This is a genomic window from Pseudomonas sp. W4I3 (assembly GCF_030816195.1).
Classification (GTDB): Bacteria; Pseudomonadota; Gammaproteobacteria; order Pseudomonadales; family Pseudomonadaceae; genus Aquipseudomonas.
Genome location: NZ_JAUSXS010000001.1, coordinates 5,085,192 through 5,107,933 on the forward strand (window position 1 = coordinate 5,085,192; position 22,742 = coordinate 5,107,933).

Consider the following 22,742-nt stretch of genomic DNA (forward strand, 5'->3'; position numbering starts at 1 on the left):
AAAGGTAAGTAACGAACCAAATCGTATGAATAATGAACGAGAGTGGAACTGCAGTGACCCGCAAAATCGAGTGAAATGGGCGGAGGCGACGATGGAGACCCTGCGCGTTCTGGAGGGCAAATGGAAAATCATCATTCTTTGCCAACTGTTCGCAGCCAAGGGCCCGCTGCGCTTTTCCGACCTGGAAAAGCTGATTGAAGGCATCAACCAGAAAATGTTGATCCAGCAGCTCAAGCAACTGGAGAAAGACGAGATTGTTCGCCGTACGGTATACCCTCAAGTGCCACCGAAGGTTGAATACGAATTGACCGTCGAAGGCTATGCGCTGGGGCCATCAATGCAGGCATTGATTGAATGGGCCGAGAATCGGCGCGCAACGCCTAAGGTGTGAGTTTCAGCCGGAAAAACCTTTGCGGGTCGCAGCAAGCGCCATGATCGAAGGCGTGCGCCGGGTTTGTAGACGAGGAGCAACCCATTGAACAAGGTACTGCAACCCATGCTTGAAGAAGACCTGTCGAGGCCGCAAGCGATCAGTTTGCGTGAGGCGTTCGGGTTCTGGTTGAAGCTCGGCTTCATCAGCTTCGGCGGGCCAGCCGGGCAGATCTCGATCATGCACCAGGAGTTGGTAGAGCGCCGGCGCTGGATATCCGAGCGCAGATTCCTGCACGCACTGAACTACTGCATGCTGCTCCCGGGGCCAGAAGCTCAACAGTTGGCGACCTACATCGGCTGGCTGATGCATCGAACCTGGGGCGGGGTAATTGCCGGGGCACTCTTCATATTGCCCTCCCTATTCATACTGATTGCGTTGTCATGGATGTATATCGCCTTTGGCGACGTGCCTGTGGTGGCGGGACTGTTCTATGGCATCAAGCCCGCCGTAACCGCCATCGTGGTGCAGGCCGCCCATCGAATCGGCTCGCGGGCTTTGAAGAACAACGCGTTATGGGCGATAGCGGCGGCGTCATTCGTTGCCATCTTTGCGTTTAATGTTCCATTCCCGTTGATCGTGCTCTGCGCTGCGCTGATCGGTTATGCCGGCGGTCGTCTGGCACCCGAGAAATTCAGAGCGGGCGGCCATCGCGCCGCCGAAAAAACCTTCGGCCCGGCCTTGATCGATGACGACACCCCGCCGCCGGAGCATGCCCGATTCAGCTGGTTCAAGCTGGCACTGCTCGCGCTGATTGGCGCCGCGCTATGGGCCCTGCCGATGGGTGTACTGACCGTTCTTTTTGGCTGGGAAGGCACGTTGACCCAAATGAGCTGGCTCTTCACCAAGGCCGCGTTGCTGACCTTTGGTGGGGCCTACGCGGTGCTCCCGTATGTCTACCAGGGCGCGGTGGGCCACTATGGCTGGCTGACGCCGACGCAGATGATCGACGGGTTGGCACTAGGGGAAACCACACCTGGGCCGCTGATCATGGTGGTGGCCTTTGTCGGCTTTGTCGGCGCCTATGTCTCGCAGGTGTTCGGTGCGGATCAACTGTTTCTGGCGGGAGCCGTCGCTGCCTGCTTGGTGACCTGGTTTACCTTCCTGCCTTCATTCCTGTTCATCCTCGCGGGCGGCCCACTGGTGGAGTCGACCCACAACCAACTCAAATTCACCGCCCCCCTCACCGCCATCACCGCCTCGGTGGTTGGCGTGATCCTCAATCTGGCGTGCTTCTTCGGCTATCACGTGCTTTGGCCGCAGGGTTTGAGTGGCAACCTGGACTGGCCCTCAGCGCTGATTGCCATGGCGGCGGCAGTGGCCTTGTTTCGCTTCAAACGGGGCGTTATCCAGGTACTGACGGGTTGCGCATTCGTGGGCTTGGCAGTGCATCTGCTGCGCTGAAGCATTAATTGGATTGCATAACAAGCCATCCAACAAAAGCCACCAGCAATCAGTACCTCATGGACTTATGGACCTGAAAAAACACAAAACCCCTGAAAACTTTAACGTTTTCAGGGGTTTTGTCATTTCGAATATGGCGGTGAAGGAGAGATTCGAATTAACCACACCCCGGCCCTTTAAACCCCTATCTACGGGGCTTACAGCTTGGATAGTAGTACAAACCAGTAGTACAATTTGCTGTATCACTCCCCCTCCCAGCGTGACCCCATGGCCGATAACCTGATCCAGAAGAAAGGCGAATCCACATGGTATTGCAGACTTGCTGTGCCTGCTGATGTCCGCGCCGCGATAGGAGGCAAGACCGTTCTCATTCGCTCACTACAGACCGGCCTACGATCCGAAGCCATGGAACGTCGCTTGGCGGTGCTGGCGGAATGGAAGGCGCAGATTGCGCAGGCCAGAGGGAAACGAGCAGCGCGGGGTGATGCTTGGAAAGAGCCGGTAGCAAACGTGGCTCACGGCTTCGCACAGGCCACACGCAAGCTCAAAACAGATGTTGCTCTTGGGGAAGCAGAGGAACCTTCTACTTTCGACACTGAGGAGGTAGCAGTACTATACCGAGGGCTGTTTGACGACTCACCAGAGGGTAAACAACGGCGGGAGAAGGCAGACCAGGTTTACATCATGACAGGGGTGGACGGCGAACTGGCTAACATCGACTTCGCTACAGAGATGGCGCCACAGCTCATGGCGAAGGTATTCGGTGTAACGCAACAACTATCGCCAATCGAGGAGGCAGAGGCACGGCAGATATTCGCGAAGCCGGACGCTCACAAACCGAGGTCACCAATTACACCCGCCAGACTCAAAGCATATCGAGAATTCCGGGAGAGCCGTGGGGGCGCTCCGAAACACGTGGACCAGCAGGTCGGCAAGATGGACAGACTCTCGACCTTTCTAAAAGAAGAGGAGCTACCGCTTACCTTTGACACGGTGGATAAGTGGCTCAAGTCTTTGGATCGAGCGCCCGCGACATTAGCCCAGTACCTCATGGCAGGTACATCCTTTTGGAAGTGGGCAACAAAATACGATGCCGGGTGGCGCAGAGAGTTTCAGGATAAAGCTAACCCGTTCATGGCTCACGAGCTACCCCAGGGAGGAGGCTCTGAAATAGCAGGTTTGGACAGAGAGATATATACCCCTGAGGACGCCTGCAAGCTCCACCGGGCCGCATTGGAAAACGATGACAAGCCTCTCGCCGATCTGATCGCAATGGGCTGGTACACAGGCGCCAGGATCGAAGAGCTTTGCAGGTTGACCAAGGAAAGCGTAATCACCGTCGAGGGTATCCGGTGCTTTGACTTCCCTAAAAGCAAATCGAAGGCGAGCAAACGCGTCGTTCCCATCCATCCAAACTTACTACCGATCATAGACCGCCTCAGCGCCGCTAGCCTGGACGGGTTCCTGATTCCCACTGACTCACAAGACCGTTACGGCAAACGTTCGCACGCAATCTCAAAAGCGTTCGGCAGACTCCGTACTACTGCTGGATTCTCGCGCCTGTATGTTTTTCATGGCTTCCGCCACACAGTAGTTACCGCACTGATAAGAGCGGATGTATCGGACGCGCTGGCTAAGGAATTGGTTGGGCACGAGGTGGGGAATGTCACCCACGATACATATTCAAAGGGTGCAAGCACGGCTCAGAAATTTGTAGCTATCAAGAAACTGCCCACCATCCCAAGCCATTAGCAGCTACGTCACTCGACGCAATTTCCTTTGCGGAAAGCTGTATGTACATACAGCAAAAGAGATAGAAATCCGACGCGAAACTGATCGCCCCCCCCCCGCCCGTCAAAAAAATAGCTTTAGGCGAAAATTTTAGAAATTCAGTGATAAGTGGCTGAATGTAGTAAACATGCGGGTTCCAAGGGTGTTTCACGTGTTATACACATTCCACCCACAGAGTTACCCACATGCAGCGCGTTGCTAAGCCCCCAAGAACGCACTATCTTGTGTTCAGACGCAAAAAAAACCCTATATGTAGGGATTTGCGTTAGCCGTGTCCTAGCATGGACAGGTAAGAAGGAAGCGGGTGATTACGCTTCGTTTTTGCGGACAGAACGTAATCACTCGCCCCTCAAGCCAACGGTTTGTTGTAACCCGACCTGAGAATCGGCATTAGAGCGAATGCGTATCCCATCGTCAAATGATGGATTATGAAAACTGCTCAACGGTGCCTGTTCTCAGGCGGGCAACCCCACTGAAAATAGGTACTACGATCATGAGCAAAAACCCCAAGCAATCATCGCCGAAGGTCGCCACCCTGGCGTCTGAAACCCTTCGCGATCCTAACACCTCAGCCATTGCGAAAAGCTTTGCAGCGTCTGTGCTCTCCCAATCCTCTTCTGCAAAGGAGACAGGGAAAGCAATGGAGACGAAGGCCTCGCAGGTTCTGCAATCCGAGAAGTACAGCGATACCACGAAGACGCTCGCTGCGTCTGTCCTATCTCAATCTGAAAAATCGCGATAAGGAGAGACGATATGGCTCTGTACTTTTTGGAATATGACCTACGAAAGCAACGAAATTATAAGCCCGTCTATGACGTGCTAGCGACATTTGGTGCTGTGCGCATCCTTGAGTCTCTGTGGTGCTTTAATCGCGAAAAAACTAATGCAGCTGGCTTACGTGACTACTTCATGACACTTATAGATAACGATGACGGACTTATCGTTTCACAGGTGTCTGAGTGGGCGTCCTTCAACGTGAGAGGTTCGCCCAGTCAGCTGAAATGAAGCTGTGGAGTGGGCCCCTATGTAGGGGGCTCCTTTCCTCATAACCTTCCCCCGCCGCTCCAACAGGATCGCAACTCGATAAGCGATCAGGTGCTATGGCTGGAAAAATAATCAATAGGGCACGGCGACTTGCCCGAGTTGCTAAACAGACCTCAACAGGTCAAATGCAAACGGTTCTTGATTCAAAAATAAGTATGGTGCTGGGTGCCCTTAGGCTCGCTTCTGGCAGACGTTGAGCCGGGTGCCGCCCTAGGTATCAAGTGCAACGAAGCCCGCTCAAAGCGGGCTCTGTGGGGCGCTACACGTCTACATCAAACCTTGTTCCAATGTCTCTTGATGGTTGGCAAGCTCATCTTGAGTTCCACTGCTGCCTGAGCCTGTGTCAGCCCTTTAGCCTTGAGCTTCTGCACTGCCTCCGTAGTGTCTACAGCCACTGGACGACCACCTTTCTTGGAAGAGCGTGCAAGCCCTTCCCGTGTCCGCTCCCTGATGCGGTCACGCTCAAAGGCTGCAACCGCTGCTAACACGGTTAGCTGTAGCTTCCCGGCTGCACTGGTGAGGTCTACGCCATCTAGGTCCATGCTGCGAACGTGGATGCCCACAGTGGCGAGGTGGGACACAGTAGCCAGCACATCCTGTACGTCCCGCCCTAGTCGATCCAACTTCAACACCACGAGCGTATCGCCTGCCTCCATGCGTTCGGCCATCTTACTGAACTGAGGACGCTGTAGAGCTGGAACGCCCCCGCTAATCTGCTCAGAAAACCAGCGAGCAGGCTTGATATCAAAACCGTTGGAGGTGAGAGCCACCAATTGGTTGTCGGTGTTTTGCTCTGTCGTACTGACACGACCATATCCAAACAGACGGCTCATTTGCTCCCCTCCTAGGGATCAACAATGGAGGGATCATAATGATAAGGTATCATAAACCTGTAAACCCATATTTGATGATACCAGTGTAACCACCCGATGGGCGGTATCGTTTAACGGTCGTTTGATGATCCCATCCACATCCCACTCCGCCGCCCTTCTTGACTTATGGCAGATTGCCGCTACTTATGTCAGGCGGGTGGGACTTCTCATCCGCGTGGTCAATGGGACGGCTTACTGCATCCATTGAATAGCCCGCATCGCCAACGAAAAGGACAGCACATGTTTACCGACATCAAGCCAGGCCCCAAACCAGCACGAGAAGATGGCAAGGACGACAGAAGGCACCACGTAAACCCTGAAACCAAGCCTAAGCACCCGACGCTTCCAGTACACAAGCCTACCAAGTAGTACGTTAGAACCTGCTGTACACAGTGGAGCTACCAGACTCGTTGCCGTCGACGAACTTGGCCTGCTCCACTGTTCGAGGTGAGGGCCATCCTCGGTAGCGATGCCGAAATCCTAGACCATTGGCGAGCTATCCGGGGCTGGGTGTTGCCGTCCGGTGGAAAACCGGTGATTCCGGCCCAGAATCGGCATTCTCGTGCTAAAACCTCGATCTGATCGCAGCCACGGGAAAAAGCTTAACCACTCCCCTCACAAGCCACGGAAACACTGGACTCCAGCCCGACCGTCGTAGAACTCCGTTCTGGGGAGAGCGCTTCAAGTGGAAGGTTTCCATGGGGTTTCAGTGAGGCTTTCCGAGGAGTAGAAGCTTACTCCCCGGACTACCACCAAACTCAGCTACAGTGCAAAAACACCGTAGGTACCGTGCTTCTTCTTGACGATTCGGGCAATCGCGCCAGCGTTGCCAATCTGAGCAACGTAAGTTATCTCATCTGGCTTGTAGCCTTCGGCACCCGCCAACAGTATGTCACTGATGTTGCTAGCCACCTCGGAAAACCCAAGCTGATCCTTGTGCTCGTAGGTTATGGTCCAGACCGTATCCACGCCAGCCTGCTTTTTCCAATACTTACCTTCGAGGTATTTATAGAAATCAGCCCGTTGGTCTTCTGCGTTTACGAAATCAAGAGACAGCAGCACATGGAGCATTCGGTAATTCCCTTTATAGACTGCCCACAACGCGTGGAATCAGTTCGCCACTAGCATGGCAGGAAGGTTAGGCTGAGGGCAATGCCGTAATGACGAATGAACGTGTCTCGGCTTGCATGGCCCCATAGACCAAGGAGAGTAAACAATGGAAAGGATAGACAAAGAGTTCTTAAGGCGATTGGATGACGAGTTGATGAATGAGGGCCTGAGCCTGCATCAACGCCCCTTTCATGTTGTTGCAGAGTGGATGAAGAAAAACAACATAAAAAGTAACTTTCTAGATGAGCGAATTTGGATGCCGCTCATGGAAGACTATCGGGCCCTATACCCCAGCGGGGATTTTTCAATACCGGGTCTTGTAGATGCCGGGGTTGCAATCCGTGACACAATGTATCCAGCCAGGGTGAATGTTGGATTTGGAACATTTGGCGTAACTCCTCTAGACTTAATTGAAATCTCCAAAGCTGAGCTGGATAACACTTTCAAACACTACCCCGAACTAGGCTGGAAGGCACTTTACAGCGCCTGCGACCTTTGGGATCTAGCTTATGGAGTAGATGATTTACGATTTGAAGATAGTGCAGCAGTTCAACACCTGAACAATGCGAAGTCAGCTATTTCATCAACCGCACGCACGCTTTTTCAAGCTACAGACACAGACTCTGCAATACAGACTTGTTGCTTGGCTGCCGAACTGGCTATGAAAGGTGCACTGCTGCGACTTGGAGTAGATGAAAAAGAAGTGAGGAAGCTAAATCACAATCTGGTAGCGCTCTCAGAGAGCCTAGTGAAATACTACTCAAACAGCAACGATGATCGTTTACTTGAAGCAAGCAAGGGCTTCCCGAATTACGTAAACAGTCGGTATTCTGACCATGGACTGACTAGAGTGCAACTCATGTCATTGGCAATGAGAGCGCTATTCATCGCCGCTGAAGCAGTCCGCAGGATCACTGACAGAAATCTAGCAGGACAAGTTGAAGCGAGCGAGAGAGTACCTCGACCACTATTATAGAACGCCAATACACCATCTTTACCACATTGGTCTTTTCAACTCTCTGCCGCTGTTACCAGGGCAGAGGGTTGTCACACTCGACAACAGCCCGCCGCTTGATTACAGGGGCAGCAATATCTGGTACTTCACCCAACAACTGTATGCGCTTATGCACGACTACAGGAGCTTGTGGCGGAGTATCTGTATACGCCTCAAGTGGCACATCTTCAAATACGTGGACCAGCTCGCTTGTAAGCTCCTGAGAGGCGATTACAGGAGTATCTAGCCCACCGCCCAAGATAGGAGTAGCAACGTCGTCACTCACCCTGATAGAGCTTGTAGGGGCCTTGCCGACACACACTTGAAGTGGAGCTAGGATCTTGTATCTATTACTGCGAATAAACCCTCTTCCTTTCTGGCATTCAACTTCGATGTAACCATGCTGTGCCAGCTTGGCGATAAAGCGCTTCACTGTACTTGGATCACATCCAGTTGCTGCTGCAATATCATGTTGGTTATCGAACCAGTCATTGCCAAGTGAGCGAAAGAAGCGATAGCGGCTTTCCATCCATACCCACATGTTCTTTTGATCGCCTGTAAGCATGAAGGATTCACCAGTTGTCTTACTTACCCAATGTGTAGCACGTAGCATTTCATGTGTGATTTGGAAAAATTGTTCGGTCATCGCATTCCTCGTATGTATTTTCAAAGGCTCTTGATATGTTCTAGGAACTTGGATTCTTCCAATGCTCCTGTTCGATACAGCGCTATCATTTCGATCATGTGAGCAACGCGAGCTGCTGCACTTGGGAATCCGGTGACCAGGTTCTGCACCATCGACCTCAAGATAAGGATCATTCACAAGTACCTGCGCAGCCTGGGGCTTTCTACCGAGGAAGCGCCGGTCGACATGATGACTGGCATCCGTGCAGATGAGCCTCACCGGGTGGCAAAGATTCGAACTCGAAAAAGCATCAGCGAAAGCAAATGGGCGTCAATGGTGATGCCTTTGGCTGATGCCGGTGTTGGCGTGCAGGACGTGACGGATTTTTGGGCAAACCAGCCGTTTGACCTGATGTTGACCACCATCAACGGCCGCACTCTTGAAGGCAACTGCGACCTTTGTTTCCTCAAAGGTGCCCAACAGGTCTATTTGATCATCGCCAGCGACCTTGGGCACGCCTGTGCGCAAAGGCGAATGATGGGCCAAGCAGGAACGGGAAGTGGTATCCACGGGGGAATTTACCGGCGACGGCGCCCGCTTCCGCTTCGACCGCCCCAGCTACCAACAAATGCTTGAGTACTCCGACACTCAATTCGACATGTTTGCCGACCACGACGAGGCTATTGCCTGTTTCTGCGGCGATTGAGGACATCCCATGAACAACGATAAATGCTTCCCCTGGAACCTCGACCTGACGGGCGTCTGTGACCAATGCAACAGATCCCGTGCCCACGGCAACCACCAGAAGTGCAGCAAGGCACGCCAGGCGGCCAACGCCAAGCGTCGGGCGGAGGAGGCCCAAGCCGGGGTCACACCGGCACCTAGAAAAAGTGCCAGCCTGTTCTGGTTACTTCGCCAGCAGTGATCGGCAACACTAAACCCGCAATACATCAGGCACGGCGACGGGCCTTTTTTCTTCCTGTTGGAAGAATCTTCAATACATCGCGTGGGGACGCATATGGCAGATGGCGTAGAGGCCCGTGGCAATTCGGTGCGGGTCTATTTTCGTTTCAATGGCGAGCTGTGCAGGGAGCTGGTGCCCGGTGGGAACACACCGGAAAACCGGGAGCATGCGAAGCGCCTGGTCACAGTGATCGAGTACGAGATACAGGCCGGTACCTTCGACTACCGCCGGCATTTTCCAGAGTCGGCCAAGCTGGCCGAGAACACGTTCGGGCATTACCTGGACCTTTGGCTCACGATCAAGAGCAACAGCGTGGCTGCGACCTCTTTCCGTGGATACAAGAACAAGGCCGAGGTCCATGTGCGGCCGCGCTGGGGTGACGTTCAGATCGATCAGATTGACCACCTGGACCTGCAGGAGTGGATCCAGGGGCCGCTGTCGAAGCGGCTGAAGAACAAGACCATCCGCGACATCATCAGCAACGTGCGGCAGGTTTTCCGGCTGTACCGCACACGGAAAAAGGTCGCACACGATCCAACCGAAGGGTTATTCGTGCGTCTGCCCGATCCCGAGGCGCCAGACCCTTTCACCAGGGCGGAAATCAAGCAGATCCTCAACACTCATACCAGCCGCACTCAGGAGCTGTTGATGGTGCAGTTCATGATTTGGGCTGGCCCTCGGGTGTCGGAGACCATTGCACTGGCCTGGGAGGACGTCGACTTGAAACAGGGCACAGTAACCTTTCGCCGGTCCAAGGTCCGGGGCGCCTATCGAGTGACCAAAACCAGGCGTTCGACGCGCAAAGTACGCCTGCTTGAGCCCGCATGGGACGCCCTGCGAAAACTGGACGCCATCAACCAGCCCAAGACTGTGGACACGGTCGACGTCGTCGAGCGCGACAACAAGACCGTCCGCAAGCACAAGCTGCACTTTGTATTCCTGAACACCAAGAGCGGTCTACCGCACGTCAGAGACTTCGTCGTGAGGGACAGGTTTTTCAAAGCACATTTGAAAGCGGCCGGCGTTCGTTACCGGGGTCCTGGGCAGTGTCGCCCACACCTATGCCAGTCAGTTGTTGACGACTGGCGTGGCCTCGGTGGACTGGATCGCAGAGCAGATGGGGCACACCAGCGCAAACATGATCCGACAGCACTACGGAATGTGGATAAACGAAGACGGTCCAGACGTGGTAGGCATGCTACAAATAGCATTGAACCTTCAACCCATTGATAGGACGGTTTTTAACGAGGGCAAATATAAATGGAAGGGACCCTATCATAATAGGGTCTAACCAAATACTCTTTATACCGAGTCGAAATCATGCTTACGATTAAACTGCCGATGCAATATATCTATAACAAACATACGCTGACGAATTAACTCATCAGACATTCCTTGCCACGCAATCTTATTAGCGTCCATTTCTGTCTGAAAGAAATCCAACCACTCATCTGCCTTCTTATTAAGCGCTGGGTTTCCGCTACTTTTCCCAACCAATTTCTCTTGAACCATATGATCCATTGTAAAACGTTTCCCTTCAGGTGTCTGGAGGGCTTGAGCACACTCTCCAATAAAGGTATCCAATTGAGCCTCGCCATTTGAGACAGCTTGTAGAATATTTTCAACCGCATCGATTGTCACAAACAATACATTCTCAAACGGAACCGGCACGCGGCCATATTTAGCAATAATTTTCGGCTGAAGCTCTGGATCAATTGCTCTAACAACATCCTCCGCCGAAGCAAACCAAAAATCCTCATGGGTAACTACAATGCAAGCAAACTCTGCTTCATCGTACTCTTTGGTCATCTTTAGTCTGTAAACACTCTCCTGGCACTGCTCTATGCCTTTTATAAAGCTGCTAGCCAAACTCCTTTTCAAGATTGCCGGATCAAACACAGATGACACTATATCGCCAGGCTCAATAGCTTTAGATTCAAAAATGAAGTTCACTTTTCCAGAAACCATGAAATCTGCCATTTTTCCTCCGACTACGCTGCTGTCTCGACAACACTGATTGAGCTGCTCCTCCGTATAATAACTTAGGCCTGACGAAGAAAGCAGGGTCTCTATATAGCGTTCAAGGGTTGGGCCAAAGAAGTCTTTATACCCCCACCCTTTAACTTGCTTAAATAAGTCCGGAACCAGTGTACCAACCGACCTAGAGAACAACTTAGAATTATAAATAAAGAGATTATCACCATCCAACAGGACCGGCTTTTTTCTCAGTGGAGTGGTTTGAAAATACTCACTCTGCTGGTGCAACTCACCGTTAACAATGTGACCTTTGAAGAAACTCGGAAGATCCTGACTTCGGATAGCAACCAACAAAAAATAATTAACAATGCTTTTCAATGAAATACTAGGCGTAAGAAAAAATATCATTTGATATAGATTAACATCAATGATTCCCTTAGCACCGTCAGCAACGCAAATATCTAAATATAGACTAATCAGGTAAAACTCCCTGAGAGACAGCCCATACAACTCTAGAAATTTTTCAGCGAAGGGAGCATCTTCATCTGAATACCAGATCATTTGTCGCGTCATTGCCTTAATATCTGGAAAGGTTGGGCCTTGATACCAAGCTTGCTGTAGGACCATGGGCCGCATCATTAGATGCACATCACCCAACCCAATAGGACACGCTAAGTGTTGAATTCGGAACAACCTATTCGATAGTGAACCGAACTCTTTCTTTGCCATATCTCGATAACCGTTACCGCACTCTTGCATGGCGATTTTCAGTAAAAAGAGGCAAATCCATGGCATACCGCTGGCGGGACGCTCAAGAGATTGAGACCAGTGGAGATGATCAATGACACATTGGAGAACAGAGTCTGCCTTATAGACGCTTAGCTCACGTCTGATTTTCTTTATCTGCGCATCATATTTTTCGGCGTTCATTGTCATAGTCCTTTAAGAAACAAATGCGAGGAGGCAGGGAGTCTCGTGCGCCTTCTCGGCCTCCGAAAACCGACATTCACTTCTCAGTGTTCTGGATGCGGGAGCCTGCCCCAATGCTTACGGATGATTCGAACCGCCGAGGGTATTCCCATGAACGTTCCCATATAGCCGTTTTTTAGACGCCAAAAAACACAAACCCCCGACTTTCTCTTGGAAAATCAGGGGTTTGCGTTTACTAAATATGGCGGTGAAGGAGAGATTCGAAACTACCCGCCTAGGCACTGTCAAAACGAAAGTATGCGGATTTAAAGGGCTGCAGAGGAGCTGACTCTTCAAAAAATCATCGTTTTTAGTCCCATGGTAGTCCCATGGGTTTTGCACCAAAAGAGTGCGCTAGAGCCAAGAGGGGCGAATCGGTAGCCTTCCCATCGATTTATACTGAGGGCTGGGAAAAAGGTAATAATGGTAATATCCACTTTTAAACCATAAAAAACCATTTAAATTCAATGACTTAAGAGGATTGAAGAAAGGTAATAATTTGGTAATTTATAGGTTAGGTCATTACCTTTTTACTTGGTAATTTCCGCCCCCCTCAATCCCCAGCAAAACCGGGCATTTGCCCGAATATTACCTTTGCCATTACCTAATATTACCTCTCAAGGTAATACGCCAAACCCTTGTAATACATGGCCTACAGCACAGTTGGCGCCCTTCCTAACCGAAATTACCTTTTTCCCAGCCCTGGTTCCAAAATAGCCACCAGATTCGCGCCTTCTGGATTTGGGGCTAGTCTGTGAACTCACTCAAGGAGCAACGTATGGCGCATGAATATTCCCTCTCAGATGTGCTTGAGCGGATGTATGAAAACCAACTGGCACTTGAAGCAGCTGTGATGGAGCTGACACTACGTCTAGAACAACAAGGTTCAGTAGAAACGGGAGGAAACGTACGCGGCGCCTTAGACACGCTCGGCGAGAACGCAGGGCATATCAAGCAAGGCTTGGCACGCCTAAGACGGTTAGGGACTGATTAGCTTCGTGAAAGATTAGGAAATGCTTAGAGACCGCTGAGTTCCGCATGTTTCCTGCCCTGTGGCAGATTATCCGTTCCATACGAGACGACGAGCGGCTATCAGAAAAAGATGAGTCTAGTTTTGTAAAATTGCAGCTTTTTAAGATTTTGCATCCTCCAACGCAATGAATCCGGGGGCGCAGCTCAGACGTCCCCCTAGCCATCAGTTCGCATTGCTTTGCAAGCAGGCTGCATTTCTTCGCGCATCTTTGCACTTTGTGAAATCGGCATATTTCCTGGGGCCCCCACAGCGGGCCTGGCCTGCAGTACCGATTTCATTACCTTAGGCCTTGCAAAAAAAATCTATGCAAACCCCGTCGGCGGGAGGGGGATAAGTGCTTTTTTGTTAGTTTTTTTCATTCTGCCGCCCTTTCATTTTCTTTAGCCCTTTGCTTGTCGAGGCTTTATACTCAAAGCACAACTCAACCTTAATTTATGAAGTTTAAATACATGGAATTTAAAAAAGCACTAACGGAACACTTTAGAAAATTCGATGCATCTCCGATGCTATTCATCGGTTCCGGAATCTCGAGGCGCTATTTAGGAACCGAGAACTGGGAGCAACTCTTACTACGATTTTGCAATATGATTGGGGAAAATCCGCTAAAGCTAAAAACGAGCTCAAACGGAGACTTAACTAAATACGCGCAACTTCTCGCAAAAAGCTACGAAAACTCATGGTGGGAACGACCGGATTCGAAAGAAATATCGGAGGAGGTTTCCGAACACTTTTTAAACGATAGTTCAATATTAAAGATTGAAATATCTAGATATTTGAAAAACGCCCACGAGAACATTATAGCTGAAGTTAGAGAAGAGCTAAGCCTATTAGAAAAGGCCAATATTGACGGAGTAATAACGACCAACTGGGACTGCCTTATAGAGAACACATTCCCTAAATTTACGACATTCATAGGGCAAGATGGACTAATAGCGGAAAGAAGCCACGGAATTGCCGAAATATATAAGATTCACGGCTGCTCAACGGCCCCTAACTCACTAGTTCTAACAGAAACAGATTATGCTGAATACAGAAGAAAAAACCCTTATCTTTCTTCCAAACTTCTGACAATATTCATCGAACGGCCTGTTATCTTTTTAGGTTACTCGCTCGCCGACCCTCACATTGCTGACATACTCGAAGACATCATTGGCTGCTTTCCTGAAAAAAGCTTAGATTTTTTGAGAGACAAGTTAATTTTTGTAGAGTGGCATCAAGAGCTTGAAGAGCCTACTATTACCGATTCAGTCATCCATAAAAGGATACCTGTAAAGCTCTTAAGAGTACGAAATTTTATAGAACTATACGAAGTTCTTTCGGAAACCAAAAAACGAATACCCGCCCATATTTTCCGAAGAATCAAAGACGAATTATATGAACTTGTAATTACAGATGACCCCAAAGGCCAGTTATATGTAAGAAATGAGAGCGACCTTGCGAATGGCGACTCACTTACCGAATTTGTCGTAGGGTACGGAGCGATTTCAACTACAAAAAAAGGCGAGGCAATTTCAAAACAAGGACTAATTGGTTTAGAACGCTCCGACCTTATCCGCGACATTATTTTTGAAACAGAAAAATATGATGCCGCGGATTTGGTTTCAACAGTATTTCCAAAACTCGCAAAGGGCAACATCAAACTTCCAATTTATTACTATCTTAACAAAGCTGGATGTCTCAACGATGACGGCACATTGAAAGCCGATATCCCAAAACTCTGCGCCGGCGCACAGGTACGTTTCGAAGGCAACCTTTTCACCGAGACGAATCGAGGAACTGAGCTTAGAAGGTCAAAAACGGTACCCGAAGTCACAATCGGAGTTAATGAGTTATATCACAAGCAGGGCTTCGAACTCTTTAACAGAATGCTGCCCTATATGGAGCCAGCTTTGATCAAAGAAGGACTCTCTGACCTAGCAGAGATATTGAGAAAACATATTGACACATCAAACGCTAGCGGCCTCGCTAGGCTCGCATGCTTTTACGACCTAGTAAAATATAGCAACCGTTACTGACACCATCGAACAATCCGACCCCATAACAAGCGAATATAAGGATTAATTAGAGCGATGCGAACATGCCCCAAACTGGGCGCACTTTAGACTAAGGCGGGAGTAGGTATGGACGCACTGAAAGAACTACTAAGCAGAATTGGTAAAGCTGACATACCAAGTATGTCAGATAGCGAAGCCTTGAATTTATTGATGTCGATTACATCATTAGCGATCGCAGCTTTGTCTCTAGCAATAGCAGTGATTGTGTTATTTTATGCAGCCTACCAGTTTTTTTCAAAAAGAGGATCTAGATTTTGCGGAATATTCTCGATAGCTGGCAGTGTATGGAGTAGCCAAAGATATGTCGGCGAAGTCATATTGGAAAATACCAAGGATAAATCGGTAGCGATAAATACCATATATTTGGTAGTAGGACAAAACATATACGTGGAGCTTATTGATTATTCAGATTCCCCCAGAATAATTGCGCCTTTTGAAACCATTAAACTAAGCTTCATGGAAGGAGTTTCCGGTTATATCACCTCAACTTTCAAGGTGAATTTGGATTCAATGCTGGCGAACAATAAAATTCGTAAGAAGTTAGTCATATCTACTCCGCAAGGACTTTCAAAGGTTAAGAGTTATAAAAGATTTTGGAACATCTACATTGAATCACTAAAAAATTATTTTATAGTTCCCGTTCGCCCTGTGAAAAAATATCACAATGGAAAATACTATAGTGATGCGCTGCAATTCATTGTGACTAGCACTCGGGACGGGCAACAAATAGAGGAGCACCGTTTATACCGTGGAACCACTTATGAAATAGCAGGTATTTCTGTAATTGTGGACCAATTTGCCAGCGCTTCTGAACTCAAATCATTTTTCTCTCAGTCAGACAAGTCAAGCAATATTTTAAGCGTAGAGCCTGCCGAACATAATTTTAATGATTACGAAAAGTATGAAAACACGGAAATTGAGCATTGTGGTTTTTTTGGTACTTATGTATTAGGTCCAATCTTCACTAAAATAGACAAAATAAGCTTCCGTTTAAAAAACAAAAAAAATTGGTAGCACTAAATATGCGTACATACTATTGGGCAAATATCCTCAGATGCGACCTATCCAGTGATAGGCTTTAATTTCGCCGCCATCTCCAGCGCTCGCACTCCCTTCGCATTGAACGCCGCTACGTCTGCGGTGCTCAGGGCTGGGCCAGGCAGATGAGTATGGTTGGCCAGTTGAAGATTCATCTGCCGCACTAGCTCAAGCAAATCACACACGACCTGGAAGATGTTCACGTCCTCAGACCCGATGTGGTTCTTCGGTGCCACCAAACGCTGGCTGACCGATGCCACGCTTTTACGCAGCCCCTCAATCCTTTCTTCCATATCGCCACCCACCGTGGCGTTATGCTTTTGCCCCACCACCAAGTTCAAATCCCGCCCGGTCGCCTGATGCAAATCATCCACCGCCGCCAGGCTCGCAGATCCGCCTGACAGCAGTTTGAGTGCGCCCAGCGCCTCGATTTTCTTTATGCCTCCCACTGATTCGGTGGAATGGTCATCCACCGTCCTGGTGTGATTCTGGAACGTCTCCTTATTTCCCATCGCCTCCACTTCCCGCTCGATCGCCTTATCGCGGATCTTGCCGTCAGTCTGGCGCAGCCAGTTACCGTCAGCGTCGACACGCTGTTGGCAAGCCTCGCTGTGCTGCCACACCTGGTCGCCCTTCGGCACGCTGGGCATACTCAGGCCGTGGGGCAGAATGGTTTGGATATAGGGCTTATGTGGCAGGCCGTAGGCAAAGCACACCACGACTTGGGTGCCTTCCTCAGGGAAAGCATAGATCCCCATTTCATCGCCACCAGTGGGCAGGGGCAGAGGCACGCCGGCCAGGATCGGCAGCTTGGTGTCCGGTTCGCCGTCGGGCCCCATGACCTCGATGTCGACCGCATAGCGCGGCCGGAAGTCGTCACAGATCCCGGCGCCGGCCGGGGCATCGGCCACGGCGACAACCCGGGCAAAGCGTGGCAGGTGATAGCCACCGGTGAGTTCAGGAAATTGTCGTTCTACGCTGCGGCGGATTGCGTCGTCCATCGGATGGCCATCTGGTTGTCGATGAGCGCCACACTGGTGATGCGCTCGCCGTGGTTGATCGTTGCACCTGGTCGCAACCCGGGAAGGGCTGCGATCATCGCGCTTTGGTTGCCCTGGTAGTCATCGAACAGCTCCACCGGCAGCTGCAGCGGCGAGCGAACGCCAAAGAAGCTGTCGGCCCAACTGCCCACGAACACCTCCCCATCACCCTGCTGTTGCCAGATGAAGTCGGGGATATTGAAAACCCGGGCCAGGCTGTCCATGGCTTGGTAACCAGCGGCCAGGCTGTAGAAGAAAGGCGCCTTGACGCCGGCATACGGCCGTTCCGGAACGCGAAAGCGCAACCCGGTGTGCTGGCTGATGTCGACCAGGACTGCGCGCAGGTCGACGTGACGCAAGTTCAGCGGCAGCGGGTTGGCCAGGATCGCGGCCAGCTCGCGGCAGAACAGCACCTGCTGGGAGCTGCTGGCCGTGGTGGAGCGTTCGACGTAGCCAATGAAGTGTCGCTGCAGCGTGTTGCCGTTGTAGCCGATATCGAGCGTCACCAGCCCCTTGACCGAGCCTTTGGCTTGAATGGTAAATGTCGCCCGGCCGGGGCTTTTCGCGTCCAGCCGGACTTCGTTTTTGATCAGGACGTAAGGCACGCCGTTGATGGCCAACTCCTTGTGCAGCTTCATGTGTTAGCCCCGCCCAGCCAGCCATCCACTTTTTTCAACGTGGCTTCAAAACCGGTCAGTTCCTCCGGTCCGTTGCTGGAGTCGCCACCGGTGCCACCGGTGCCGCCGGCGCCACCCACTGCCCCGCCCGGGCCGGACTGCGCTGTGACCGCGTTGCCCGATCGCCGGCCTTCGACCTTTTCCGGGTTCGACAGTTTTTCAGTCAGGGTGAACTGGATCAGCCAGGCGCGCAGGTTGTCGTCTTCCCGGGCGCTCACGCCTTCGGTGAAGGTCACCTGACGCATGCCAAACGCAGCGGCGGTATCGTTGACGATGCGGTAGGTCTTGAGCTGGCCACCACCTTCGGTCGCTTCCACCAGGCGCATCAGGTCACGCAGTTGCACCTGGTCAACAAAAGGAATCATCAGGCTGACGGTCAGGGTCTTGGGCTTGAACCCCTTGTGGCCCTTGTCGGTGTTGCTGGTCTGGCCTGACAGATCGTCGCTTTCGATGCGCAGGTTGCCCGTGACCTTGAGGTTTTTCCCGCGCACCTCTTGCCCATCCAGTAGCAGCGTCATAGGCCCACCAACTCGCGAACGAAGCTCAAACCCTTCTCAGAGCCCACCAGCAAGACACCGGCGCACAGCACCCACTCATGCCCTGGGGCGTCGCCCGCCAACAGTGCCTGGCGCAGCTCGGTGGCATTGCCTGGGCCGATCAGGCGGGCGCGCATGCTGCTGTCAGGGTTACCACCGGCGAGCATGGCTTTCAGATCGGCCAGTTGCTGGTCACGGCCCTGCTGTTGAGCCGCCTTGCGGCTGGCCAACGCGGCAAGGTCGCCCATGGGCGAGCTGTCGGCCGCGTAGCTCTCCAGGACGGCGAGCTGGCCAGACATAGATTGCTGCGCGGCCTTGACCACGGTGCAACGCTCCAGAGGCAACGACTGCCAACGCGGCAAGGTGCCGGCGGCGGGAATCTCCCACTTTTCCGTCTCCAGCTTGGACAGGTGTCGTGCGCGGCGTTCGGTTCGCACCAGGTCGGGCATCGGCAATAAGGCATTGAAGCGCGCCAGGCTGTTGGCCAACTGATCAAAGCGCGTGGCCAGGAACATCAGGCACAGGGCGAACTGGGGGCCATCCGGACGGCCGGTGTCGCTCACGTCCACCAGTTTGCTGGCCAACTGCTGCAGCAAGTTCGGCGCTGACAGAAAACGCTGATAACCGCGGCCCTGGCCAATGCCACTTTGAAAAGGCGTCACCACCAGGCACGCCGGGGCGTCTCCCATCTGATCAGCGAGTGCCCCACGGCCTGCGGCGATCGCACCCTGGGCGGCACCACCCACTGGCCCCGGGCTGGTAGTAGTCTTGCCGTCGAGGTCAGCCAGGCGCTTGGCCGTGTTGGCCAGCTCGCCGCCGGCCAAGCCCTGGGCGGCCGACAGCTGCCCCATCCATTTGGTGGCTTGGGCAGGCCAGCGCATCGTCACTGGCGACCAGCTCACGTCAGGCATTTGGCAGCACCAGGGCAGGCAGTTCAGCCACCAGCTCGGCGCCGGTCGGGGTCTTGCGCTTGCCCTGCTCGATGGCCGCCAACTGGTCGTAGCAGTAGGCCCAGCACAACGAGCGCCAGGTACGAAACGCCACGCCGTCGGCTTGGAACTTGAGCACCGCCGGTTCATCCGCGTAACTGATCGCGTCCTTCAAGTCGGTATATCCGGCCGTCTTGGCAGTTTGATCCAGGAACAGTTGTACGCTTGTCACAAGCCCCGCTTTTACCTGTTCCCAGGTCAATGGTGGCGGGTCCAGTGCGACGGGGCGGCCTTTGGCGGCCTGAATTACTTTACCTTGCGCCTGGGCGGCGAACAGGGCCTGGTATTCCGCCTGGGTAATCTCTAGCAACTGTTCCGCTGGCGGAAGATTGCAGTCGGGGTTCGGTATTTTTATCAAGGGCGGCTTGGCTTTTGGATCTTTGACCTTAATAACCGGCGCGCTTCCCGTTGAGCCTTCCGGCGCCATCCAGTCAGGGTCCGGGATGCTGATCACGGGGTGCTTCCACTTCGGATCAGCGATAAGAACAGTGCGCTCCCCGTGGGCGCGGGTATCGTAAAAACCGGCTGTTGCAGCGTGAAAATAGATGCTCATGATTAGTAGCCTGTGGCCTCCCAGTAGATGTCATCGGGCGAATTGAAAGGTCCGGAAATCACCGAGAACTGAGAATTGCTGACGATCAGGGTGTTGGTACCGGTGGAAGTATCGGAATAAAAGACGCTGGTCCTGGATGCGACCAAAGACGTGCAGCGGTTTGGGAACGCGATTGGGAAACTACGGTGGGTCACCGTGTCCGAAGCGCCGAGCGTGAGACCCCATTGCTTGATGAGACCGGTTTGCGCACATTTCCACCAGCCGCTTGGTCCCAGTGACGCTGTGTTTTTCAATACCGCGCCGGGTACATCAGGTGTCGCCTGCGGCAAGTTAGTGAGCCCCGCTGCGCTACCGAAATAGGCACCGGCCACGGACAGGTTGCCGCCCTCAGTCAGGGTCATGGCGTTGTTGGTTAAACCAACATGGGTCACCACTTGTGCAGGTGTACTGGCCCCGCCGCCGGCGTAGGCTTCCATCGAAGCCAAATGCCGCTCATTCCACTTAGTGGCTCGCCAAACCATGTAGGCATAGCTATTAACGGGACAGTCCAACTGCATTGCAGGCCACCTGCTGCGCCAATCAACAAACCCACCACCCAGTTGAGGAAAATCAAACCGTGCAGTGCCCGTCAGCGTGCCGCCTGCCAGCGGCAATTTAGAACCGTCGGCGATCGCAATGTTTTGGCTGCCATCAAACTCCACGCCATTGATCAGTCGAGGGGTGGCCAGTTTGGAAGCGCTGCCCGCGTTCCCAGACACTGCAATGTTATAGGTGCCTGACAGACGCGCAGCGGGAACAGTGCCCAGGGCAAGCGCACCGGCGTTTAAGCCGCCCAGCGATCCACCGTCGCCGATGTACGAGCCCTTGATGGTGAGAGAGCCAGAACCATCGAAGGTAAATGCATTGTTGGCCCAACCTACGTGCATCACCACGGTGGGCTGAGATGTCGAAGAACCACCGGCGTAGACCTCCATGGCCGCCAGGTGGCGGTCCCCCCAGCACGTGCCCCGCCATACTTGGTAGGCCGCAGTGTTGGTGGGGCAAGTGATCTGCAAAGCCGCGCTGCGCTCCTTCCAATCCACAAAGGAACCCGCCATGGCTGGGAAGTCAGCATAGAGCGAGCCGCTCAGTGTCCCGCCAGTCAGCGGAAGCTTTCCGTCGTCGGTGATTTGAATATCTTTTGAGCCGTCGAACAGCGTGTTGTTGATGCGCCGAGCAGATTCAAACCGGCTTGCCGTCTTGGCATTACCGGTCACGCTGATGTCATATGTGCCAGTTAGGCGGCCCTTGGGTACCGTCCCGGTCGTAATCTCGCTCGCATTCAAACTCTGCAGCAACGCCCCGCTGCCCTTGTAGCGGCCGAGTATCGCCAGATCACCGCTACCTTCGAACGTGAAAGCATTAAGTTTTGGATGGACATGTAGCACCACCGAGGGGATGGAATCTTTGGAGCCTCCGGAGTAAACATCCATCGCGGCTAGATCACGTTCCTCCCAGTTGGTACCTTTCCATATGGAATAGGCATATTGATTGACTGGGCAATCAATCTGCAGGGCCGGGGTTCTTTTCCACCAATCAACAAAGCCGCCACCCATTGCAGGGAAGTCAGCGCGGATGCCCCCAGCCATCGTGCCACCGGTGAGGGGCAACTTTGTGCTGTCCTCTACCGTCACGTCCGTCGAACCATCAAATGCCACGCCGTTGATCTTGCGAGGATTGCTCAACTTGTCTGCATTGCCCGAGCGCAGTTGCGGGTAATGACCGACCTGAGCGGCGAAATGGTCAACCAGCGGCCCATCTATTTCGGCAACTTTGCGCAGATCCGTGACCAGCCCAGAGCTTGCAATATGCCCCAACTGAATGCAGTAATTGCGCGTTCCAGCGGCGTCCGTGTAGTCGACCTGGTTAGGATCAAAAACCACTTTCCAGCTTGCCACTACATCGTTAAGTTCCCGGCGCAACGAAACGTGCAGCCACACCGGCGCTGGAGCGCTGGCAGGTGCGATCTGATAAGCACTCGTCAGCTCTAAGCGGATGCCTTCGATGTAGGCCAGTCCTGGTCTGAGCTGATACCAGGTCCCGACCTTCTCCACCTGCCAGCCGCTGCGGTAGAAGCACGCACGGCCAAACACGTCACGATTGCTCAACCGCTCGCGTTCATCAATTCCCTTGAGGCGCACGGTGAAGTCGTGCTGCCAGGTGCTGGCATCGATCGTGATACCGGTCAGCGCCTGGGCACCGTCGAACACCACCAGGATGTTGCGGGTGACGTTGTTGCCGATCTGCTGCGGCGGAATATTCTTGCGCTTCTGCTGCAGCGGGACATAGGCCACGGCCAGGAGGACATTCTCGGCGGTTTCCAGGCCGATCCAGTTCCAGTCAAAATCCCCGATCTCGCTGCCCAGCATCGAGCTGTAGACCACCTGATTCGGGTTTACAAAGCCGATGTTCTGTTGCGGAATCGTGTAAGTGTGGACGATCTGCGCCGCCGGCGGCTTTGGCGCGGCACGATTGACTGGGCCGTTCGGGTCCAGTCCGGGCACGTTGGCGAAGACAAAGCGTACGACCTCGAGGCGCTGTTGTGCGCCCAGTTTTTGGGCGATCAGGCTTTCGCCTGCAAGGGTAATACTGGCTCCCATAAG

Annotated in this window: 20 protein-coding genes and 3 pseudogenes; 13 read left to right on the forward strand and 10 right to left on the reverse strand. The window is 52.7% G+C overall.

Features of this window, described 5'->3' with window-relative positions:
* Positions 1-25: 25 nt before the first annotated feature.
* The 5 genes from QF045_RS23005 to QF045_RS23025 all read left to right on the forward strand — a co-directional run bounded on the left by QF045_RS23005 (position 26) and on the right by QF045_RS23025 (position 4,630).
* Positions 26-391: a helix-turn-helix domain-containing protein gene (locus QF045_RS23005; protein WP_306494175.1), complete on the forward strand. Its 366-nt coding sequence runs from the start codon at positions 26-28 to the stop codon at positions 389-391.
* Between the two features lie 105 nt (positions 392-496).
* Positions 497-1,834, forward strand: a complete 1,338-nt coding sequence (chrA, locus tag QF045_RS23010; protein ID WP_306494947.1) for a chromate efflux transporter — start codon at positions 497-499, stop codon at positions 1,832-1,834.
* Positions 1,835-2,101: 267 nt separating this feature from the next.
* On the forward strand, positions 2,102-3,586 hold the full coding sequence (locus QF045_RS23015) for a site-specific integrase (protein WP_306494176.1): 1,485 nt from the start codon (positions 2,102-2,104) through the stop codon (positions 3,584-3,586).
* A 532-nt stretch (positions 3,587-4,118) separates the two neighbouring features.
* Positions 4,119-4,367 carry a hypothetical protein gene (locus QF045_RS23020; RefSeq protein WP_306494177.1) on the forward strand — a complete coding sequence of 83 codons (249 nt, stop codon included), beginning with the start codon at positions 4,119-4,121 and terminating at the stop codon, positions 4,365-4,367.
* Positions 4,368-4,378: 11 nt separating this feature from the next.
* A complete protein-coding gene (locus tag QF045_RS23025) occupies positions 4,379-4,630 on the forward strand; it encodes a hypothetical protein (protein WP_306494178.1) in 252 nt (83 codons plus the stop codon).
* A gap of 311 nt (positions 4,631-4,941) precedes the next feature.
* Here QF045_RS23025 and QF045_RS23030 read toward each other — a convergent pair whose 3' ends face one another.
* Together QF045_RS23030 and QF045_RS23035 are read right to left on the reverse strand one after the other, a co-directional pair.
* Positions 4,942-5,502, reverse strand: coding sequence for a recombinase family protein (locus QF045_RS23030; protein ID WP_306494179.1), 561 nt, complete (start codon positions 5,500-5,502; stop codon positions 4,942-4,944).
* Positions 5,503-6,303: 801 nt separating this feature from the next.
* Positions 6,304-6,612, reverse strand: a complete 309-nt coding sequence (locus QF045_RS23035) for a hypothetical protein (protein ID WP_306494180.1) — start codon at positions 6,610-6,612, stop codon at positions 6,304-6,306.
* 145 nt (positions 6,613-6,757) lie between these two features.
* On the opposite strand from QF045_RS23035, the gene QF045_RS23040 reads away from it, so the two are divergent.
* Positions 6,758-7,627 carry a HEPN domain-containing protein gene (locus QF045_RS23040; protein WP_306494181.1) on the forward strand — a complete coding sequence of 290 codons (870 nt, stop codon included), beginning with the start codon at positions 6,758-6,760 and terminating at the stop codon, positions 7,625-7,627.
* 52 nt (positions 7,628-7,679) lie between these two features.
* Here the strand turns inward: QF045_RS23040 and QF045_RS23045 are convergent, their stop codons facing one another.
* A complete protein-coding gene (locus tag QF045_RS23045; protein WP_306494182.1) occupies positions 7,680-8,291 on the reverse strand; it encodes a helix-turn-helix domain-containing protein in 612 nt (203 codons plus the stop codon).
* Between the two features lie 120 nt (positions 8,292-8,411).
* Between QF045_RS23045 and QF045_RS23050 the strand changes: the two are divergent.
* From QF045_RS23050 to QF045_RS23060, 4 genes and pseudogenes are all read left to right on the forward strand, one after another.
* Positions 8,412-8,784, forward strand: a pseudogene (locus QF045_RS23050) (Nin-like protein); the annotation flags it as partial.
* Positions 8,785-8,850: 66 nt separating this feature from the next.
* Positions 8,851-8,976: pseudogene (locus QF045_RS27825) on the forward strand (Nin-like protein); the annotation flags it as partial.
* A 9-nt stretch (positions 8,977-8,985) separates the two neighbouring features.
* The gene (locus QF045_RS23055; protein ID WP_306494183.1) at positions 8,986-9,195 is read left to right on the forward strand and encodes a hypothetical protein; all 210 of its coding nucleotides are present in this window, start codon (positions 8,986-8,988) and stop codon (positions 9,193-9,195) included.
* Positions 9,196-9,288: 93 nt separating this feature from the next.
* A pseudogene (locus QF045_RS23060) lies at positions 9,289-10,525 on the forward strand (Arm DNA-binding domain-containing protein).
* An 11-nt stretch (positions 10,526-10,536) separates the two neighbouring features.
* Here the strand turns inward: QF045_RS23060 and QF045_RS23065 are convergent.
* On the reverse strand, positions 10,537-12,141 hold the full coding sequence (locus QF045_RS23065) for a hypothetical protein (protein ID WP_306494184.1): 1,605 nt from the start codon (positions 12,139-12,141) through the stop codon (positions 10,537-10,539).
* 817 nt (positions 12,142-12,958) lie between these two features.
* Here QF045_RS23065 and QF045_RS23070 point away from each other — a divergent pair.
* The 3 genes from QF045_RS23070 (at position 12,959) to QF045_RS23080 (ending at position 16,281) form a co-directional block, all read left to right on the forward strand.
* Positions 12,959-13,174: a hypothetical protein gene (locus QF045_RS23070; protein ID WP_306494185.1), complete on the forward strand. Its 216-nt coding sequence runs from the start codon at positions 12,959-12,961 to the stop codon at positions 13,172-13,174.
* 488 nt (positions 13,175-13,662) lie between these two features.
* Entirely contained in the window at positions 13,663-15,228 is a 1,566-nt protein-coding gene (locus tag QF045_RS23075; protein WP_306494186.1) for an SIR2 family protein, read from the forward strand.
* A 105-nt stretch (positions 15,229-15,333) separates the two neighbouring features.
* The gene (locus QF045_RS23080) at positions 15,334-16,281 is read left to right on the forward strand and encodes a hypothetical protein (RefSeq protein ID WP_306494187.1); all 948 of its coding nucleotides are present in this window, start codon (positions 15,334-15,336) and stop codon (positions 16,279-16,281) included.
* Between the two features lie 47 nt (positions 16,282-16,328).
* On the opposite strand, the gene QF045_RS23085 is transcribed toward QF045_RS23080, so the two are convergent.
* Genes QF045_RS23085 through QF045_RS23110 form a run of 6 tightly spaced genes read right to left on the reverse strand, consistent with a single transcriptional unit; the run spans position 16,329 to position 22,739 of the window.
* The gene (locus QF045_RS23085; protein ID WP_306494188.1) at positions 16,329-17,306 is read right to left on the reverse strand and encodes a hypothetical protein; all 978 of its coding nucleotides are present in this window, start codon (positions 17,304-17,306) and stop codon (positions 16,329-16,331) included.
* Positions 17,279-17,983 carry a hypothetical protein gene (locus tag QF045_RS23090; RefSeq protein ID WP_306494190.1) on the reverse strand — a complete coding sequence of 235 codons (705 nt, stop codon included), beginning with the start codon at positions 17,981-17,983 and terminating at the stop codon, positions 17,279-17,281. Before QF045_RS23090 ends, QF045_RS23085 begins: the two co-directional genes overlap by 28 nt.
* Complete coding sequence (locus QF045_RS23095; RefSeq protein WP_306494192.1) at positions 17,980-18,540, reverse strand: DNA-binding protein; 561 nt, start codon at positions 18,538-18,540, stop codon at positions 17,980-17,982. Before QF045_RS23095 ends, QF045_RS23090 begins: the two co-directional genes overlap by 4 nt.
* On the reverse strand, positions 18,537-19,460 hold the full coding sequence (locus QF045_RS23100) for a hypothetical protein (RefSeq protein WP_306494948.1): 924 nt from the start codon (positions 19,458-19,460) through the stop codon (positions 18,537-18,539). Before QF045_RS23100 ends, QF045_RS23095 begins: the two co-directional genes overlap by 4 nt.
* Position 19,461: 1 nt before the next feature.
* A complete protein-coding gene (locus QF045_RS23105; RefSeq protein ID WP_306494193.1) occupies positions 19,462-20,100 on the reverse strand; it encodes a hypothetical protein in 639 nt (212 codons plus the stop codon).
* A gap of 2 nt (positions 20,101-20,102) precedes the next feature.
* On the reverse strand, positions 20,103-22,739 hold the full coding sequence (locus tag QF045_RS23110; protein WP_306494194.1) for a phage tail protein: 2,637 nt from the start codon (positions 22,737-22,739) through the stop codon (positions 20,103-20,105).
* Positions 22,740-22,742 lie beyond the last annotated feature (3 nt).

What these genes read in the sequence shown, in the direction of transcription:
- QF045_RS23005 (WP_306494175.1), top strand. Translation starts at nt 26, where the DNA reads ATGAATAATGAACGAGAGTGGAACTGCAGTGACCCGCAAAATCGAGTG.
- chrA (WP_306494947.1), top strand. Translation starts at nt 497, where the DNA reads ATGCTTGAAGAAGACCTGTCGAGGCCGCAAGCGATCAGTTTGCGTGAG.
- QF045_RS23015 (WP_306494176.1), top strand. Translation starts at nt 2,102, where the DNA reads ATGGCCGATAACCTGATCCAGAAGAAAGGCGAATCCACATGGTATTGC.
- QF045_RS23020 (WP_306494177.1), top strand. Translation starts at nt 4,119, where the DNA reads ATGAGCAAAAACCCCAAGCAATCATCGCCGAAGGTCGCCACCCTGGCG.
- QF045_RS23025 (WP_306494178.1), top strand. Translation starts at nt 4,379, where the DNA reads ATGGCTCTGTACTTTTTGGAATATGACCTACGAAAGCAACGAAATTAT.
- QF045_RS23030 (WP_306494179.1), bottom strand. Translation starts at nt 5,502, where the DNA reads ATGAGCCGTCTGTTTGGATATGGTCGTGTCAGTACGACAGAGCAAAAC.
- QF045_RS23035 (WP_306494180.1), bottom strand. Translation starts at nt 6,612, where the DNA reads ATGCTCCATGTGCTGCTGTCTCTTGATTTCGTAAACGCAGAAGACCAA.
- QF045_RS23040 (WP_306494181.1), top strand. Translation starts at nt 6,758, where the DNA reads ATGGAAAGGATAGACAAAGAGTTCTTAAGGCGATTGGATGACGAGTTG.
- QF045_RS23045 (WP_306494182.1), bottom strand. Translation starts at nt 8,291, where the DNA reads ATGACCGAACAATTTTTCCAAATCACACATGAAATGCTACGTGCTACA.
- QF045_RS23055 (WP_306494183.1), top strand. Translation starts at nt 8,986, where the DNA reads ATGAACAACGATAAATGCTTCCCCTGGAACCTCGACCTGACGGGCGTC.
- QF045_RS23065 (WP_306494184.1), bottom strand. Translation starts at nt 12,141, where the DNA reads ATGAACGCCGAAAAATATGATGCGCAGATAAAGAAAATCAGACGTGAG.
- QF045_RS23070 (WP_306494185.1), top strand. Translation starts at nt 12,959, where the DNA reads ATGGCGCATGAATATTCCCTCTCAGATGTGCTTGAGCGGATGTATGAA.
- QF045_RS23075 (WP_306494186.1), top strand. Translation starts at nt 13,663, where the DNA reads ATGGAATTTAAAAAAGCACTAACGGAACACTTTAGAAAATTCGATGCA.
- QF045_RS23080 (WP_306494187.1), top strand. Translation starts at nt 15,334, where the DNA reads ATGGACGCACTGAAAGAACTACTAAGCAGAATTGGTAAAGCTGACATA.
- QF045_RS23085 (WP_306494188.1), bottom strand. Translation starts at nt 17,306, where the DNA reads ATGGACGACGCAATCCGCCGCAGCGTAGAACGACAATTTCCTGAACTC.
- QF045_RS23090 (WP_306494190.1), bottom strand. Translation starts at nt 17,983, where the DNA reads ATGAAGCTGCACAAGGAGTTGGCCATCAACGGCGTGCCTTACGTCCTG.
- QF045_RS23095 (WP_306494192.1), bottom strand. Translation starts at nt 18,540, where the DNA reads ATGACGCTGCTACTGGATGGGCAAGAGGTGCGCGGGAAAAACCTCAAG.
- QF045_RS23105 (WP_306494193.1), bottom strand. Translation starts at nt 20,100, where the DNA reads ATGAGCATCTATTTTCACGCTGCAACAGCCGGTTTTTACGATACCCGC.
- QF045_RS23110 (WP_306494194.1), bottom strand. Translation starts at nt 22,739, where the DNA reads ATGGGAGCCAGTATTACCCTTGCAGGCGAAAGCCTGATCGCCCAAAAA.